General features: G+C 71.1%; 14 protein-coding genes and 1 tRNA gene. 4 read left to right on the top strand and 11 right to left on the bottom strand.

The window, feature by feature from the left end; translation table 11 throughout:
* Positions 1 to 4: 4 nt before the first annotated feature.
* From M1E25_RS17280 to M1E25_RS17270, 3 genes are all read right to left on the bottom strand, one after another.
* On the bottom strand, positions 5 to 574 hold the full coding sequence (locus M1E25_RS17280; protein WP_251416490.1) for a hypothetical protein: 570 nt from the start codon (positions 572 to 574) through the stop codon (positions 5 to 7).
* A gap of 252 nt (positions 575 to 826) precedes the next feature.
* Positions 827 to 1,342, bottom strand: coding sequence for an ATP-binding protein (locus M1E25_RS17275; RefSeq protein ID WP_251416488.1), 516 nt, complete (start codon positions 1,340 to 1,342; stop codon positions 827 to 829).
* A 306-nt stretch (positions 1,343 to 1,648) separates the two neighbouring features.
* Entirely contained in the window at positions 1,649 to 2,626 is a 978-nt protein-coding gene (locus tag M1E25_RS17270) for an aldo/keto reductase (RefSeq protein ID WP_251416486.1), read from the bottom strand.
* 375 nt (positions 2,627 to 3,001) lie between these two features.
* On the opposite strand from M1E25_RS17270, the gene M1E25_RS17265 reads away from it, so the two are divergent.
* From M1E25_RS17265 to M1E25_RS17255, 3 genes are all read left to right on the top strand, one after another.
* Positions 3,002 to 4,417: a family 2B encapsulin nanocompartment shell protein gene (locus M1E25_RS17265; protein ID WP_251416483.1), complete on the top strand. Its 1,416-nt coding sequence runs from the start codon at positions 3,002 to 3,004 to the stop codon at positions 4,415 to 4,417.
* A 101-nt stretch (positions 4,418 to 4,518) separates the two neighbouring features.
* Positions 4,519 to 5,844 (top strand): family 2 encapsulin nanocompartment cargo protein terpene cyclase, encoded by a 1,326-nt coding sequence (locus M1E25_RS17260; protein ID WP_251416480.1) that lies wholly within the window; start codon positions 4,519 to 4,521, stop codon positions 5,842 to 5,844.
* Between the two features lie 15 nt (positions 5,845 to 5,859).
* Positions 5,860 to 6,738, top strand: a complete 879-nt coding sequence (locus tag M1E25_RS17255) for a geranyl diphosphate 2-C-methyltransferase (RefSeq protein WP_251416477.1) — start codon at positions 5,860 to 5,862, stop codon at positions 6,736 to 6,738.
* A 102-nt stretch (positions 6,739 to 6,840) separates the two neighbouring features.
* Here M1E25_RS17255 and M1E25_RS17250 read toward each other — a convergent pair.
* The 7 genes from M1E25_RS17250 to galU all read right to left on the bottom strand — a co-directional run bounded on the left by M1E25_RS17250 (position 6,841) and on the right by galU (position 12,267).
* Positions 6,841 to 6,914, bottom strand: a tRNA-Ala gene (locus M1E25_RS17250).
* A gap of 117 nt (positions 6,915 to 7,031) precedes the next feature.
* On the bottom strand, positions 7,032 to 8,138 hold the full coding sequence (sepX, locus tag M1E25_RS17245; RefSeq protein WP_251416474.1) for a divisome protein SepX/GlpR: 1,107 nt from the start codon (positions 8,136 to 8,138) through the stop codon (positions 7,032 to 7,034).
* Between the two features lie 152 nt (positions 8,139 to 8,290).
* The gene (locus M1E25_RS17240) at positions 8,291 to 8,914 is read right to left on the bottom strand and encodes a GNAT family N-acetyltransferase (RefSeq protein WP_251416792.1); all 624 of its coding nucleotides are present in this window, start codon (positions 8,912 to 8,914) and stop codon (positions 8,291 to 8,293) included.
* Complete coding sequence (locus tag M1E25_RS17235) at positions 8,911 to 9,447, bottom strand: MogA/MoaB family molybdenum cofactor biosynthesis protein (RefSeq protein ID WP_251416471.1); 537 nt, start codon at positions 9,445 to 9,447, stop codon at positions 8,911 to 8,913. The genes M1E25_RS17240 and M1E25_RS17235 overlap by 4 nt, the downstream gene beginning before the upstream one ends.
* Positions 9,444 to 9,947, bottom strand: a complete 504-nt coding sequence (moaC, locus tag M1E25_RS17230; protein WP_251416468.1) for a cyclic pyranopterin monophosphate synthase MoaC — start codon at positions 9,945 to 9,947, stop codon at positions 9,444 to 9,446. Before moaC ends, M1E25_RS17235 begins: the two co-directional genes overlap by 4 nt.
* A 54-nt stretch (positions 9,948 to 10,001) precedes the next feature.
* Positions 10,002 to 11,360 carry a molybdotransferase-like divisome protein Glp gene (glp, locus tag M1E25_RS17225; RefSeq protein ID WP_285830870.1) on the bottom strand — a complete coding sequence of 453 codons (1,359 nt, stop codon included), beginning with the start codon at positions 11,358 to 11,360 and terminating at the stop codon, positions 10,002 to 10,004.
* A gap of 4 nt (positions 11,361 to 11,364) precedes the next feature.
* A complete protein-coding gene (galU, locus tag M1E25_RS17220) occupies positions 11,365 to 12,267 on the bottom strand; it encodes a UTP--glucose-1-phosphate uridylyltransferase GalU (protein ID WP_251416465.1) in 903 nt (300 codons plus the stop codon).
* A gap of 84 nt (positions 12,268 to 12,351) precedes the next feature.
* On the opposite strand from galU, the gene M1E25_RS17215 reads away from it, so the two are divergent.
* A complete protein-coding gene (locus M1E25_RS17215; RefSeq protein WP_251416463.1) occupies positions 12,352 to 12,945 on the top strand; it encodes a 5-formyltetrahydrofolate cyclo-ligase in 594 nt (197 codons plus the stop codon).
* 146 nt (positions 12,946 to 13,091) lie between these two features.
* Here M1E25_RS17215 and M1E25_RS17210 read toward each other — a convergent pair whose 3' ends face one another.
* A complete protein-coding gene (locus M1E25_RS17210) occupies positions 13,092 to 15,812 on the bottom strand; it encodes a penicillin acylase family protein (protein WP_251416461.1) in 2,721 nt (906 codons plus the stop codon).
* Between the last annotated feature and the right edge of the window lie 75 nt (positions 15,813 to 15,887).

The raw sequence follows: 15,887 nt of genomic DNA, 5'->3' as shown, positions 1-15,887 counted from the left end.
CCCCTCAGTACTTCTTGGGGCGGTAGGCGTCGTACTGGTCCTTGCCTATGCCGTAGCTGAGCCGCCGGTGGTCGGTGCCGTGACCGCCGCGCTGCTCGTACGCCCAGTAGCGGGTGTGGGCGGCATTGGCCCACTTGTGGAAGATCACGACGTGGCGGCTGGTGCTGGTGCCGTTCGGGTCGATGACGAGGTCGCCCTTCTTCAGGTTCCTCATCTTGATCTTGTAGGTGTAGGTGCTGCTCGCCAGGCCGACCGTGTTCGTGCCGGGCTTGCCCAGCTTGAGGGCCATGGAGGCGTAGCCGGAGCAGTCCTGTCGCCATCCGTTCCAGTACCGGACCTGGCTGTAGGGCACCTGGCTGCCGTTGTTGGCGGTCAGCCACCGCTTTGCCCGGGTGATGGTGGTGTCGCGGCTGTAGGCGGTCGCCTCAGCAGTCGACAGCGACGCGGCGGCCGGAGCCGAGGCGGTCTGCGCCTGGTCGCCGGCGGCCGGAAGGGCCGACGCGGTGGGCGCGAGGGGCGCCAGCAGCGCGGCGCCGAGCGCCAGGGGCAACAGGGTTCGTGCGGTGCGCTTCATGTGCATCCTCCGGAATCGATGGTTCTTCTCGACGTGCGGGGCGTGCATGATCAGGTACCTGCACGAGTCCGGCACGGAGAGGCTGCTCCGCCGTGCGGCTCGTCTACGCGTGCCGCCTACTCTGCGGTGACCCATCGACCTCGTCAACGCCCAATGTCATCGATTCGCAAGAATGGGCCTCACTAGGACTTGGAATCAAAGGTTCCTGAGTCCCGAGACCCTATGAACCGACGAGCGATAGGCCCGTCGACCTCAACCGGACCAGGCCCTGGACCCATCGGGGGGCAGGCCCTCGGGACCCGCCGGGCCCCAGTCGGGCCCATCGCCCGAGACCCCCTCCTCACGGAGCAGCACCCAGACCTCCTTGCCCGTCGCCGTCGGCGTGCTGCCCCAGCGGTCGGCGGTCCGACTCAAAAGGAAGAGCCCTCGCCCGGACTCGGCGAAGCAGTCGGGCTCGTCGCCGACCAGGTCGGGCAGGGCGGCCGAGCAGTCGCCCACCACGGCACGGATCCCCTCCGGCAGCCGCTCCAGGCGCAGTTCGCAGTCCGGCGACTCGACGTGCCGGTGCACGTTGGAGAGCATCTCGGTCACACACATCGCCGTGGCCTCGACGAGACTCCTCAGCCCCCACGTCCGCAGACACGCGCCCACGCTGCGACGCACCACGGCGAACTGCTGCGGGTCCGCGACGATTTGCTGCCGGTACTGCAACACACCTTGGTGCACGTCGACCTGACTTTCCATCACATCCGGAGGTTCCGACTTCACGCCCACAAGTCTTCTGCCGACGGACCGATCGTGGCCGTTGACGGCGAAAAGTACACGCGAAGGTGTGCGCGGGACAGTGCGTGGGTGTGCGGCCCGCGTGAGGGGGCATGGCGATCCGAATCCGGACCGCTGACGCTGCCTGAGTACGGACCTGTGGGCCGCTCCTGCGTACGCTACGGGACGGCCAAGGCCCCGCGCGATACAACTTCGGCGCGTATACCGATGACTTCAAGCCGACCGTTGACCCAGGCAACGGATTGCGCCGCGGCCAGGGAGGCCTCCCTCTTGCGGGGCGCAGGTGCGGTGTCAACCGGATAGCTGCTCGCCCAGCAGACCGGCCTCGCGCAGATCCGTCCACAGCCCGCCGGGCACCCCGGTCTCGAACGCCTCGACGTCGCTGCGCACTTCGGCGGCAGAGCGCATGCCCACCACGACGCCGACGACCGCTGGGTGCAGCAGAGGGAAGGCCATCGCCGCCTGTGGCAGCGTCACCGCATGCGCCGCGCAGACGTCGGCGATCCGGTGCGCCCGGCGCAGCAACTCCGGTGGGGCCGGCGCGTAGTCGAACATGGCGCCCGCGGCGGGCCGGGCCGAGGCGAGCAGGCCGGAGTTGAAGACGGATGCGGCGAGAACGGAGACGCCTCGCTCCGCGCAGGCGGGCAGGAGTTCGTCGAGTGCACTCCGCTCGAGCAGAGTGCAGCGGCCGGACAGCATCACCACGTCGAGATCGGCCTCCCGGACGAGACGGGCCAGCAGGGCGGTGTCGTGCATACCCGCGCCCACGGCGCCCACGACACCCTGGGCGCGCAGTTCGGCGAGTGCGGGCCAGCCGTGGCGCAGCGCCGTCTCGAAGTGCTCCTCCGCGTCATGAAGGAGCAGCACGTCGACCCGGTCGGTGCCCATGCGGTCCAGCGATTCCTGAAGGCTGCGCCGGACGCCGTCGCGCGAGAAGTCCCAGACCCGGCGGTGCGTGGCGGGCACCGCGAACCTCTCGTCCGTCCCTCCCGCCGGATCCTGCGGGACGAGCAGCCGGCCGGCCTTCGTCGACAGGGTGAACTCCGCCCGCGGCTTCCCGTGCAGGAAGTTGCCCGTACGACGCTCGGACAGGCCGAGGCCGTAATGCGGCGAGGTGTCGAAGAAGCGGATCCCGCAGTCCCAGGCGGCGGCGAGCGTCGCGGCGGCGGCGTCGTCGTCCACGGCGGTGAAGAGATTGCCCAGCGGCCCGCCGCCGAGGCCGAGTTCCGTGACCTCCACCGCACTGCGTCCGAGCCGGCTGGTCCGCATGCGCGCCCCTTCCGCCGTCGCCTTCGCCGCGTCGGCCCATTCTGGCCTGCGGGCAGCCGGTCCGCCGAGAGGTGGGCAACACGCCCCCTCCGGGCGCTCCCGGCAACCGGTGTCACGCCACCGCGCGCCATCCGCCCCTTCCCGGGCGCACCCAGACCGGCACCCCGAATGCCATCGGTTGTCTGGATAAACCCGGCGTCGATCAAGATCGCTGCATCGAGGTAACGGCACCGGCTTCCCGGAGCCGGCCGGGCACACCGGCCACTAGCGTTCCTCGGCATCCGGACGGATTGCCCGTGATTCACCTTCCCCCTCCCTCTTTCACCGGTCGGCGCACGCCTGCCGATCACCCCCACACGAAGGAGAGTTCGCCCGATGACCGTAGAGACCGGCCCGGAAGCGCAGCCAGAGATGCCGCAGCAGTCCAGCCTGAGCACAGCGGCCGCCCGCAATCTCGCCACCACGGCCAAGTCCGCTCCGCAGATGCAGGAGATCACCTCCCGCTGGCTGCTGCGGATGATCCCCTGGGTGGAGGCCAAGGGCGGCACCTACCGGGTGAACCGCCGGCTGAGCCACACCGTCGGGGACGGGCGCATCGAGTTCGTCCAGGACGGCGCCGACGTGCGGGTGATCCCCCGCGAGCTCGGCGAACTGGCGGTGCTGCGCGGCTTCGAGGAGGTCGAGGTGCTGACCGCGATCGCCGACCGGTGCGTCCAGCGCGACTTCCGCCCCGGCGAGGTCCTGGCCGAGCGCGGCACCCTCGCCAAGCAGGTCCATCTGATCGCCCACGGCCGGATCAGCCGGACCTCCGTCGGCAAGTACGGCGACGAGGTCGCCGTCGCCGTGCTCGCCGACGGCGACCGGTTCGGCGAGGACGCCCTGCTGGACGCCGACGCCCGGTGGGACTGCACCGCCACGGCCGAGACCGCCGGCACCCTGCTCACCCTGTCCCGCGCCGACTTCGAGGCCGTGCTGTCCACGGCTCCGGGCCTCCGGGAGCACGTTCGACAGGTCGGAGCCCTGCCCCGCCCGCGGCAGAACCGCCACGGCGAGGCCGAGATCGCGATGTCGTCCGGCCACATCGGCGAGGCCCGACTGCCGGGCGCCTTCGTCGACTACGAACTCAACCCGCGCGAGTACGAACTCTCCGTCGCTCAGACGGTTCTGCGGGTCCACACCCGGGTCGCCGACCTCTACAACGAGCCGATGAACCAGACGGAGGAGCAACTCCGGCTCACCATCGAGGCGTTGCGCGAGCGGCAGGAGCATGAGCTGATCAACAACCGGGAGTTCGGTCTGCTCCACAACGCCGCCTTCAAGCAGCGGATTCAGACCCACTCCGGTCCGCCCACTCCGGACGACCTCGACGAGCTGCTCTGCCGCCGCCGCGGCACCGAGCTCTTCCTCGCCCACCCCCGGACGATCGCGGCGATCGGGCGGGAGTTCAACGCCCGCGGGCTCTACCCCGACCACGTCGACCTCGGCGGGCAGCAGGTCCCGGCCTGGCGCGGGGTCCCCATCCTGCCCTGCAACAAGATTCCCGTCAGCCAGGAGAACACGAGCTCGATCCTCGCCATGCGGACCGGAGCCGACAACCAGGGTGTCATCGGTCTGCGGCAGACCGGCCTGCCGGAGGAGTACGAGCCGGGCCTGTCGGTGCGCTTCATGGGCGTCGACGAGCAGGCGGTCATCTCGTACCTGGTCACCACCTACTACTCCGCCGCCGTCCTGGTCCCCGACGCACTCGGCGTGCTGGAGAACGTGCAGATCGCCCGGCTGCGCGACCGGTGACGGGGCCGTCGGACGGACAGGACGGCCGGCCCGGACCCTTCCGGGCCGGGCGGCACCGGTCGTCAACCGGCTCAGCCCGCCATCACGCCAAGGAGTCACGGATGTCCGACCCCGGGCTTTCCCCTCCGCAGTCCGGCCCGCGCGCCACTGCGGACCGCCCAGCCGCCCGCACCCGCAACAGCACCAGCACCAGCACCCACGCGACCGGCACGGAAGCCGTCGGCCGCACGCGCCCCGCCCTGCCGGGCCCGCCAGCCGTACCCGTCCGCACCGCGGGAGTCGTCCCGGCAGACGTCCCCGGGCCCGGCACCGGCACCGGCACCACGCGCGACATCGCCTCTGCCCTGGAACGGATTCTGCGCGGCCCGAGCGGTCTGGGCACGACGAGCCTGCACCCGGCCCGTCGCCGGAACCCCCCGACTCCCCCGTCCCCCGCGCAAGCGGCGGAGGGCGAACCCGTTCCCGGGCTCCACCACCACCCGGTGCCGGAGCCCGACCCGGCGCGGGTGGCGGAGGTCGGCCGCAGGATCAAGGCCTGGGCGGTGGACGAGGTGCAGGCCTTCCCCCCGGAGTGGGAGGACCAGTTCGACGGCTTCTCCGTCGGCCGCTACATGGTCGCCTGCCATCCGGACGCCCCGACCGTCGACCACCTGATGATCGCCACCCGGCTGATGGTCGCCGAGAACGCCGTCGACGACTGCTACTGCGAGGACCACGGCGGCTCACCCGTCGGCCTCGGCAGTCGCCTCCTGCTGGCGCACACCGCCCTCGACCCGCTGCACACCACGAAGGAGTACGAACCCGCGTGGACGGAGTCCCTCCGGTCCGACGCACCCCGGCGTGCCTACCGCTCCGCGATGGAGTACTTCCTCCGGCGGGCCACCCCCTCGCAGGCCGACCGGTTCCGGCACGACATGGCCCGTCTGCACCTGGGGTACCTCGCCGAGGCCGCGTGGGCCGAGACGGATCACGTGCCCGAGGTGTGGGAGTACCTGGCGATGCGCCAGTTCAACAACTTCCGTCCCTGCCCGACCATCACCGACACCGTCGGGGGCTACGAAATGCCCGCCGACCTGCACGCGCAGCCCGCCGTGCAGCGGGTCATCGCCCTCGCCGGCAACGCCACCACCATCGTCAACGACCTGTACTCGTACACCAAGGAACTCGCCGCCCCCGGGCGGCATCTGAACCTGCCCGTGGTGATCGCCGAACGTGAGGGCATGTCCGACCGGGACGCCTATCTGAAGGCGGTCGAGGTCCACAACGACCTCATGCACGACTTCGAAGCCGAGTCGGCCGCCCTGGCCGCCGCCTGCCCCTTCCCGAGCGTCCTGCGCTTCCTGCGGGGGGTCGCCGTATGGGTCGACGGCAACCACTACTGGCACCGGACCAACACCTATCGCTACAGCCTGCCCGACTTCTGGTAAGGAGTGGACTTCTCTGTGACCAGCACCGAGCTCACCACCGGCACTTCCCCGTTCGTCCCCGCCCCGGCGTCGCCCTACCAGGGGGACATCGCCCGCTACTGGGACCAGGAAGCCAGGCCCGTGAACCTGCGTCTCGGCGACGTCGACGGGCTCTACCACCACCACTACGGCATCGGCGACGTCGACCGCGCCGCCCTCGGCGACCCCGGCGACAGCGGCTACGAGAAGCGCCTGATCGCCGAACTCCACCGCCTGGAGTCGGCACAGGCCGAGGTCCTCCTGAACCACCTGGGCCCCGTCGGGCGGGACGCCACACTCGTGGACGCCGGCTGCGGCCGGGGCGGTTCGATGGTGATGGCCCATCAGCGGTTCGGCTGCACGGTCGAGGGCGTCACCCTGTCCGCCAAGCAGGCCGACTTCGCCAACGGGCGCGCCCGTGAACTCGGCATCGAGGACCACGTCCGGGCCCGCGTGTGCAACATGCTCGGCATGCCCTTCGAGACGGGGCGCGTCGCGGGATCGTGGAACAACGAGTCGAGCATGTACGTCGACCTGGACGACCTCTTCGCCGAGCACTCCCGCGTCCTGGCCGCGGGCGGCCGCTACGTCACCATCACCGGCTGCTGGAACCCGTGTTACGGCCAGCCGTCGAAGTGGGTCTCCCGGATCAACGCGCACTTCGAGTGCAACATCCATTCCCGGCGCGAGTACCTGCGCGCCATGGCCGACCACCGTCTCGTACCGCAGGCCGTCGTCGACCTGACGGCCGCGACGCTGTCCTACTGGGAGCTGAGGGCCACGTCTTCGCTGGTCACCGGAATCGAGGAGGCGTTCATCAAGGCGTACAAGGACGGCTCCTTCCAGTACCTCCTGATCGCGGCGGACCGCGTCTGACCGACCGCCCCGCAAGGGCCGGGGCTCCGATCGGAGGAGCCCCGGCCAACGCGAAGATCCCGCCGGATCGATGTGATCGGGCGGGATCTCGGTGTCTGTCTGTGGACCTGAGGAGATTTGAACTCCTGACCCCCTCGATGCGAACGAGGTGCGCTACCAGACTGCGCCACAGGCCCTTGCGACGAGTGAGACTCTAGCACCCCGAGCGGGCTGGTCGGAAATCCGATCCCCGCCCCCGCGGGGGCGCTCTCCCCGCTGGTCAGCACGGTCCCCGTGGGGCGGAGGCGCGGGCGTCACTCGTTGGCAGCGCGGGGCCGGTCCTCGTCGGCGTACTGGTCGAAGAGCGGCGTGCGTCCGCGCTCCCGGGGCCGGCGCTCCGCGGACGCCCCACCGGGCCCGGCGGCCTGCTCGGGCAGGTCCACGGCCGGCTCGGCGGAGCCGGACCGGGCCGAGCTCCACGCATCGCCCGCCTCCAGGTCGACACGGGCGGCGGCGCGCGGCGCCACCGGGGCCGTCACGTAGGTGGGCAGCGGAACCGGCACCGGCTCCCAGCTCTCGCCGTCCGCCGGACGGCGCTCCCGCTGCTGGTCGACCCACTCGGCGTGATCGGTCTGCTCGACCAGTGCCCGGCGGCCCGCAGCGTGCGGGGACGCCGGGGCGGGCACCCGGACGGTCACCATCTCCGGGTCGGGGGCGGGCGCCCGTACCGTGTCGTTCTCGCCGCCGGGATCCCGGACCTCCTGCCGCGTCCGCCGATCCCGCTCCCTGAGCCGCTGCGCCGCGGCCTCGGCCCGCCGCTGGTCCATGGTGAACGCGAAGCGGCGGCGCTCCTGAGCCCGCAGATGCACGATGTAGGCGCTGAGCAGCAGCGCCGGCACCACGGGCGCCCACAGGAAGGCGAGCCCCCCGACGGCCGCCACGATCGCCCCGAGGGTGAAGGCCAGGAAGAGCACCATCGTGGTGCGTCTGCGCCGGGCCAGGACCTTCGAGCGCGCCCGGCGTTCCGCACCGGTGTGCCCGGGGCGGGCCGGCGTACGGCTCGGCGGAGCGTCGGCCGGGGCTTCTGCGCCGTCGGGACAGGGAGCATCGGCGGAAGCGGAAACGGCGAAGGACCGGACGTCGACCGAGTCGGTCACGACGTCCGGGCCGGTGGTGCCGTCGTCCGGATCGGCCGGTCCCCCGTCACCGAGGGCCTCCGCTTCCCCGGCGTAGCGCTCGTCCAGCTCCTTGGCGTACCGGCGCTCCATTCCCGCCCGTCCGGAGAGCAACCGGATGGCGGTGCTGAAGCGTTCCGTCGGACGGGCTTCGTTGAGCTCGTCCTGCCTTCGGAGCCACATCGGCACCAGGTAGGCGGCCCAGGCCCCGACGATGACTGCATAGATGAGGCCGCTGCTGCTCACATCTCACACGGTAGAGGGGTTCGCATGAGGCCATCCGCCAATTGGCTCGGTGTGTCGCACGATCTAGCTCATATCTCGAGACTTTTTTGTGATTGATGCGATCAACCGTCTGCAGAATGTGGCCAATTGCTGAACTATTTCGAACACATATTTTATTTGTGGCCTGCGTTGGACTGTTCCCGGTGCCAACGGGTGAGCAGGCCACCAGGAATCTCCTCCGCCGTCAGCGCGTAGACGAGATGGTCACGCCAAGCGCCGTCGATGTGAAGATAACGCGGCCTCAGCCCCTCCTCGCGGAATCCGATTTTCTCGACGACGCGACGGCTCGGCGTGTTCTCCGGCCGGATGCAGACCTCGACCCGGTGCAGTCCCACCGTCCGGAAACAGTGGTCGGTCACCAGCGCCACCGCGGTCGGCATGACGCCCCGTCCGGCCACCGCCCGGTCCACCCAGTACCCGATGTGGGCCGAGCACATCGAGCCCCAGGTGATGCCGGCGACCGTCAACTGCCCGGCCAGCCGGCCCCGGTAGTCGATCACGAACGGCAGCATCCGGCCCTGGTGTGCCTCGGTCCGCAGATGCCGCACCATCTGCCGGTAGGACGGACGCCGGGCCACCGGCCCGCGCGGACCCGGCGGTGGAACGGTCGCCTCCCACGGGCGCAGCCAGTCCCGGTTCCGCAGATTGACCTCACGCCAGGCGGCATGGTCCCGCAGCCTTATGGGGCGCAGCCGCACGTCGCGGTCCGCCAGCTCGACCGGCCACGGGGCGTTCAGTTCGAACTCCCGGCAGACCCGGCGTGGTCGCCGCCGCGGATCTGGTCGACGGCGTGGACCAGCAGCCGCTCGAGGACGGCCAGGCCGTCACGCACCCCGCCGGTCGAACCCGGCAGGTTGACCACGAGGGTTCCGCCCGCGACGCCGGCCAGGCCGCGCGAGAGGGCCGCCGTCGGCACCTTCGCCAGTCCCTCCGCGCGGATCGCCTCCGGGATCCCCGGAACCTCGCGGTCCAGGACGCGGCGGGTCATCTCGGGTGTGCGGTCGGTCGGCGAGATGCCGGTACCACCCGTGGTCAGCACCACGTCGTACCCGGCCGCGACCGCCTCGCGCAGCACCGCCTCCACCGGCTCTCCGTCGGGGACGATCCGGGGACCGTCGGTGGTGAACCCCATCGCCGAGAGCCCCTCGACCAGCAACGGGCCGCCCTTGTCGGCGTAAACGCCGGCCGAGGCCCGGTTGGAGACCGTCACGGCCAGCGCGCGACGGCGCCCGGCTCCGTCCGCTGCCCCGTCGTGGTCCGGCGCGCTCATGCCGCGTCCCCGGCCCGGCCCGGTCGCGACCAGTCCCCGGACTTGCCGCCGGTCTTCTCCTCGACCCGGACATCGGTGACGACGGCGGCCTTGTCGACGGCCTTCACCATGTCCACGACCGTCAGCGCGGCCACCGTCACCGCGGTCAGCGCCTCCATCTCGACGCCCGTCCGGTCGGTGGTCCTCACCCGGGCCCGGATCTCGACGGCGTCGTCGGCGACCGTCAGATCGACCTTCACCCCGGACACCGCCAAGGGGTGGCACAGCGGGATCAGGTCCGGGGTGCGCTTGGCTCCCATGATCCCGGCGATGCGGGCGGTGGCGAGGGCGTCCCCCTTGGGAACGCCCTCCCCGCGCAGGAGTTCCACGACGCGGGGCGAGACGAGCACCCGCCCGGAGGCGGTGGCCGTGCGTGCGGTGACGTCCTTCTCCGATACGTCGACCATGCGGGCCTCACCCGCCGCGTCGATGTGCGTGAGGTGGTGCTGGGCGCTGCTCATTGTTCTCCCGGTGCGGTCCCTGTGGGCAGACACGGTACCGCCGGGGAGCCCGTCTCAGCCGAGCAGCACCACGTCGACCTCGGCGCCGGGCGCGACGCTCGTGGTCTCCTCGGGGACGACGATCAGGGCGTTGGCGTCGGAAAGCGCCTTGACGAGATGGGATCCGGAACCGCCCACCGGAGTGACCGTGCCGCCGTGGTACCGGCCACGAAGGAACTGCCGCTTGCCGCGAGGCGACGACGCCACGCCCTCGGGGCAGACGGCTCGCAACGTCCCGCGATCGTCCGGCGGAAGGCCCATGAGCGTCCGGATCACCGGGCGCACGAACAGCTCGAACGAGACGTAGGAGCTGACCGGATTGCCGGGCAGGGCCAGCAGCGGCGTGCGGTCCGGTCCGATCCTGCCGAAGCCCTGCGGTTTGCCGGGCTGCATCGCGAGCCTGCGAAACTCGACGCGCCCGCCCTCCTCGTCGGGCCGGGAGAGCGCCTCCTTGACCACGTCGTACGCGCCGACACTGACGCCGCCGCTGGTGACGAGCACGTCGGCCCGGGCCAGCTGGTCGTCGACGGTGGCCCGCAGGGTGGCGGCGTCATCGGATACCGAGGCGACCCGGAAGGCGATGGCCCCGGCCTCACGGGCTGCCGCAGTGAGGGCGTAGCTGTTGGAGTCGTGGATCCGGCCGGGTCCGAGGGTCTCGCCCGGCGGGACGAGTTCGCTGCCCGTCGACAGGACGACCACGCGGGGACGCGGGCGCACCCGGACCACGGCCCGGCCGATCGCTGCGAGCAGACCGATCTGCGGCGGGCCCAGGACCGTCCCGGCCCGCAGCGCGAGAGCACCGGCGCCGATGTCGCTGCCGCGGGCGCGGACATGGCCGTGTTCCCCGACCGGCCGGTGGACGAGGACCTCCCCCGACCCTCCCCCGGGGGCAGTGCCGTGGGCGGCCATGGAGGTCACGGGCCCGGTGCCCGTCCCGCCGTCGGTCCACTCCACGGGAACGACGGCCTCGGCGCCGGGCGGGAGCGGCGCGCCCGTCATGATGCGGGCGGCCTCGCCGGGCCCGACGGTGGGCAAATCCCGCGCCCCCGCGGCGATGTCACCCACGACGGTCAGTGCGGCCGGGAACTCCTCGGTGGCACCGGCCACATCGGCCGTGCGCACCGCGTATCCGTCCATCGAGCTGTTGTCGAACGGCGGGAGGGCGACGGGGGCGGTGACGTCCTCCACGAGGACGCAGCCCCGGGCCTCGAGCAGCGGGAGCTCGATCGGCTCGAGGGGCTTCAGGTTCCGCAGGACGTCGTCGAGGTGCTCCGGCACCGACCAGACGCGATCCGCGGTGGGTGCGGCCCCCGGGCCGCCGTCCTCGCCCTGCGTTCCGGTACCGGCGGCCGGTTGTCCCGCGGTGCTGCTCAACGCGCTACATCTCCTCGTCGACGAAACTGCGGAGCCACGTCCGGAACTCCGGACCCAGATCTTCACGCTCGCACGCGAGCCTGACAATGGCGCGCAGATAATCGCCGCGGTCGCCGGTGTCGTAGCGGCGGCCGTCGAAGATCACGCCGTGCACCGGACCGCCGATGGCCGGATCGACCGCGAGCGTCTGGAGGGCGTCGGTGATCTGGATCTCCCCGCCGCGTCCGGGGTCGGTGTGGCGCAGCACCTCGAACACGGACGGGTCGAGCACGTAGCGGCCGATGATCGCGTAGTTGCTCGGGGCGTCCGCCGCGTCCGGCTTCTCCACCAGACCGGTGACCTGGACGACGTCCGTCTCGCCGGTCTCCTTCACGGCCGCGCAGCCGTAGAGGTGGATCTGCGACGGGTCGACCTCCATGAGCGCCACCACGCTGCCGCCCTGCTGCTCCTGGATCTCCACCATGCGGGTGAGCAGGGGATCGCGGGGATCGATCAGGTCGTCGCCGAGGAGCACCGCGAACGGCTGGTCGCCGACGTGCGGGGCCGCGCAGAGGATCGCGTGGCCCAGGCCCCGCGGGTCGCCCTGGCGGACGTAGTGCATGGTGGCGAGGTCACTGGACTCCTGCACCCGGGCCAGCCGGGACTCGTCACCCTTGCGGTGCAGCGCCTCTTCGAGCTCGTAGTTGCGGTCGAAGTGGTCCTCGAGCGGGCGCTTGTTGCGTCCCGTGATCATGAGCACGTCGGACAGACCCGCGGTGACGGCTTCCTCGACCACGTACTGGATCGCGGGCTTGTCGACGACCGGGAGCATCTCCTTCGGAGTGGCCTTGGTCGCCGGGAGGAAGCGGGTGCCGAGGCCGGCAGCGGGGATGACAGCCTTGCTGATCCGGGAACGCGATTCGGTCATGCCGAGAACCATAACCGGTGCGTATGAGCAGAAGGTGAAGCTCCGGTTAGTGCCGGACGATGAGAGAGGAAATGCGAACTCCCCGTGGAAGAGAACCAGGCGGTCAAGGCGGAGCTGCGGCAGCGGCTGCTGGCTCTGAGAGCGCACCGTACACCCGAGGACGTCGCTGCGGCGGAGCGCGGACTCATCCGTCACGCCCTCGAACTGACCGTGCTGACACGGTCCGGCACGGTCGCCGCGTACGTTTCGGTGGGCCGTGAGCCCGGGACCCGCGGACTGCTCGACGCGCTGTGCGCGGCCGGCGTCCGCGTACTGCTGCCCGTCCTGATGGCCGACAACGACCTGGACTGGGCGGTCTACGAGGGGCCGGGGTCGCTTCGCCCGGCGCGGCGCGGACTGCTGGAGCCGGCGGGCCCACGACTCGGTCCGGCGGCGGTGCTGGAGGCCGGCGCGGTGCTCCTTCCGGGGCTCGCGGTGGATGAGCGCGGCATGCGGCTGGGGCGGGGCGGCGGATCGTACGACCGGGTTCTGCAGCGGCTCGAGCAGGCCGGCGCCGATCCGGCCCGGGTGGTGCTGCTGTACGCGGACGAAGTGGTGCCGCGGGTTCCGCAGGAGGCCCACGACCGGCCGGTGCACGCGGCCGTCACACCCCGTGGCGTACGGCACTTCGGCGGCTGAACCCCAGGGCGCGTGCGGCGGAAACGGCGGGCCCGGGGACGCGGCGGCCTCCGGAACCGGCCGGCTCCGGCGAACGGCGACGCCACCGGTGCGCCGCTCGCGCGGCACGCCGGTGGCGTCGTCTCCGGCCCCGGAGGCCGGCGGTTCTAGGGAATCAGCGCCAGGGTGTCGTCGGTGCTGTCCGCGACCTTCTTCTCGCTGAACGGCCAGCGGACCAGATCGCCCTTGAGCCACTTCTCGGTCTGGTCACTGTAGTGCGTGTTGTACGCGTGCCCGGAGGCGCCGGTCAGGTTGATCCACCGCGACTTGTCGAAGTCGCCGAGGTTGACGACCATCCGCATCGAGGGGACCCAGACGACCTGGTAGCCACCGGCCGCGTTCCAGCCGGTCGCGTTGACGGCCGCCTCGCCGCCCCCGACGTTCCACGGCCCGCGGTTGAACACGCCCTGCAGGAAGCCGGGCCCGTCGGTGCCCAGCGTCTGGTTGCGCAGGTTCAGCTGGTGCAGACGTCCCCAGCTCCAGGTCTCGCGGTCCTTGCCGAGCTTGGCGGTGAGCTCCCAGTTGGCGTCCCGCATGGCGTGGGCCAGCAACTCGTCACGGTTGCGGTCGCCGGGCTCGCGGAGCGTGCCGCTCGTCTTCCACCACTCGCTGTCCTCGTCGTCGAGGAGGTTGCGCACGACCTCGTACCACCGGTCGCCGCCGTCGGGCTGGGCGTTGTCGGCGGCCCTCTCCCCGCACTCGCGCACCAAGCGGGTGTTGCCGTCCAGGTCCTCCATCGGGCCGGAGTCGTCGGCGGGCCGCACCCGCAGGCACTGGCCCTCGACGCGCAGCTCCTTCGGCAGCTTGTTGCCGAACGCGAGCTTGAGGACGTTGCGCCACACCGAGTTGAAGTAGGCGGCGGCCGCGGAGTCGGCGTCCTGGGTGTAGTCCCAGCCGGCCAGCATCTTCTGCGCCTCGCGGACCTCGGGGTCCTCGGGGTCGATCTTCAGCAGCAGCGGGGTGAGCAGTTCGGCGATCTCGCTGCTGCTGTCCAGCTGCATCGTCCGCATGTCGTCGGTGGAGATCTTGCCGCCGTCGTCGATCCTCGACTGGATCAGGTCGTGGATCCGCTGGCTGCGCGCGCCGTAGCCCCAGTCCTCGGTGAGCGTGTAGGGGTACTTGCTCTGGTCGATGACGGCCTGGTTGGCGGTGACGATGTACCCGCGGCTCGGGTTGTACTCGTACGGCAGCGCGGCCTGCGGGACGTAGCCCGTCCACTTGAAGCGCGGGTCCCAGCCGGGCGCGGGGTAGCGGCCGTCGCCCTCGCCGCGGACCGGGATCCGGCCGGGCGCCTGGTAGCCGATGTTGCCCTTGGTGTCGGCGTAGATCATGTTCTGTGCGGGGACCGAGAAGTCGCGGGCGGCGCTGCGGAACTGCTGGAAGTCCTCGGCCTCGTTGAGCGCGAAGACCGCGTCCATGGACTTGCCGGGAGTGAGCGCCGTCCACTGGAGCGAGACGGCGTAACCGTGGCCCCGGTCGGGCGCGGCGTCACCGACCGGCGCCTGCCGGCCGACGTCCCCCAGTTCGCCGCTGCGGTCGGACACGACCGGGCCGTGCACCGTCGAGCGGACGGTTATCTCGCGCGACGGGGCGCCGGCGACCTTGATGGTCTCCTTGCGGGTCGTGAACGGACGCTGCCGGCTGCCGTAGAGGTAGCCGCGGTCGGTGACCTTCTCGAGGTAGAGGTCGGAGACGTCCGCGCCGAGGTTGGTGAACCCCCAGGCGATGTTCCGGTTGTGGCCGATGACCACACCCGGCATGCCGGAGAAGGTGAACCCGGAGACGTCGTGACGACACGACTTGCCGACCGACCGGCAGTGCAGACCCATCTGGTACCAGAGGGAAGGCATCTGCGGTGCCAGGTGCGGGTCGTTGGCGAGCAGCGGCTTGCCCGTCGCCGTGTGCTTGCCGGAGACCACCCACGAGTTGGATCCGATGCCGTTGCCGTTCGGCCCGAGGAGCGCCGGCACGTCCTCCAGCGTCCTGGAGAGCGACGCCAGCCGGCCCCGGAACCCCTGGGCCGCGGCGCCCGCGCTCTCCCGGGTTCCGGCCGGGGCCTTCTCGGGGTCGAAGGTCTTGCTGAGCGGGTCGACCGAACCGCCCTCCACGATCGGCGCGTTCCGGTCGTAGGGGTAGGCCGGGTAGAGGTCCTCGATCTCCCGCGGGGACAGCCGGCCGGCGAGCAGCGAGCGGTCGATCTCCTCCTGCATGTTCCCGCGCAGGTCCCAGGCCATGGCCTTCAGCCAGGCGACCGAGTCGACCGGAGTCCACTTCTCCGGCTTGTAGTCGTTGGTGAGGCCCATGGCGGCGTACTCGGCGGAGAGTTTGGCGCCCTCGTGCTCCTTCAGGTAGGCGTTCACGCCCGCCGCGTAGGCCCGCAGGTACTGCTTGGTCCGCGGCGAGAGCTTGGTGTCGTACTCCTGCTGCGCGACCTTGCGCCAGCCCATGGTCCGCAGGAAGGCGTCGGTCTCGACCTGCTTCTCGCCGAACATCTCGGAGAGCCGGCCGGAGGTGAGGTGCCGACGGACGTCCATCTCCCAGAAGCGGTCCTGGGCCTGGACGAATCCCTGCGCGCGGAAGAGGTCCTCGTCGGTGTCGGCGTAGATCTGCGGGATCCCGTAGTTGTCGCGCTTGACCTGCACCGGCCCCGAGAGCCCCTCGAGCTTGATCGAGCCGGTGGTCTCCGGGTACGAGGCCCGCACGGCGTTGACGCTCCAGTAGCCGCCGTATCCGACGCCCGCCACGAGCAGCAGCACGACTGCGATCACGAGGAGTCCGACGCGGCCCCTCTTCTTCTTCGGGGAGGGACCGTTGTTGTTGGCGGGCATCGCTGTCCTTAGAGGGGCAGGGTGATCCTGGAACTGCTGGAGCAACCATAGGCGCAGCGTCCGGACGGCCCTTAC

Origin of the sequence: Streptomyces meridianus (assembly GCF_023703325.1) — a bacterium.
Classification (GTDB): domain Bacteria; phylum Actinomycetota; class Actinomycetes; order Streptomycetales; family Streptomycetaceae; genus Streptomyces; species Streptomyces meridianus.
Note: the sequence above shows the minus strand (reverse complement) of the source record. Positions and strands in the feature narration are given on the sequence as shown.

Bases quoted from the DNA above. Each gene is read 5' to 3' on its own strand.
- M1E25_RS17280 (WP_251416490.1), bottom strand. From the start codon at position 574: ATGAAGCGCACCGCACGAACCCTGTTGCCCCTGGCGCTCGGCGCCGCG.
- M1E25_RS17270 (WP_251416486.1), bottom strand. From the start codon at position 2,626: ATGCGGACCAGCCGGCTCGGACGCAGTGCGGTGGAGGTCACGGAACTC.
- M1E25_RS17265 (WP_251416483.1), top strand. From the start codon at position 3,002: ATGACCGTAGAGACCGGCCCGGAAGCGCAGCCAGAGATGCCGCAGCAG.
- M1E25_RS17260 (WP_251416480.1), top strand. From the start codon at position 4,519: ATGTCCGACCCCGGGCTTTCCCCTCCGCAGTCCGGCCCGCGCGCCACT.
- M1E25_RS17235 (WP_251416471.1), bottom strand. From the start codon at position 9,447: ATGAGCGCGCCGGACCACGACGGGGCAGCGGACGGAGCCGGGCGCCGT.
- moaC (WP_251416468.1), bottom strand. From the start codon at position 9,947: ATGAGCAGCGCCCAGCACCACCTCACGCACATCGACGCGGCGGGTGAG.
- galU (WP_251416465.1), bottom strand. From the start codon at position 12,267: ATGACCGAATCGCGTTCCCGGATCAGCAAGGCTGTCATCCCCGCTGCC.
- M1E25_RS17210 (WP_251416461.1), bottom strand. From the start codon at position 15,812: ATGCCCGCCAACAACAACGGTCCCTCCCCGAAGAAGAAGAGGGGCCGC.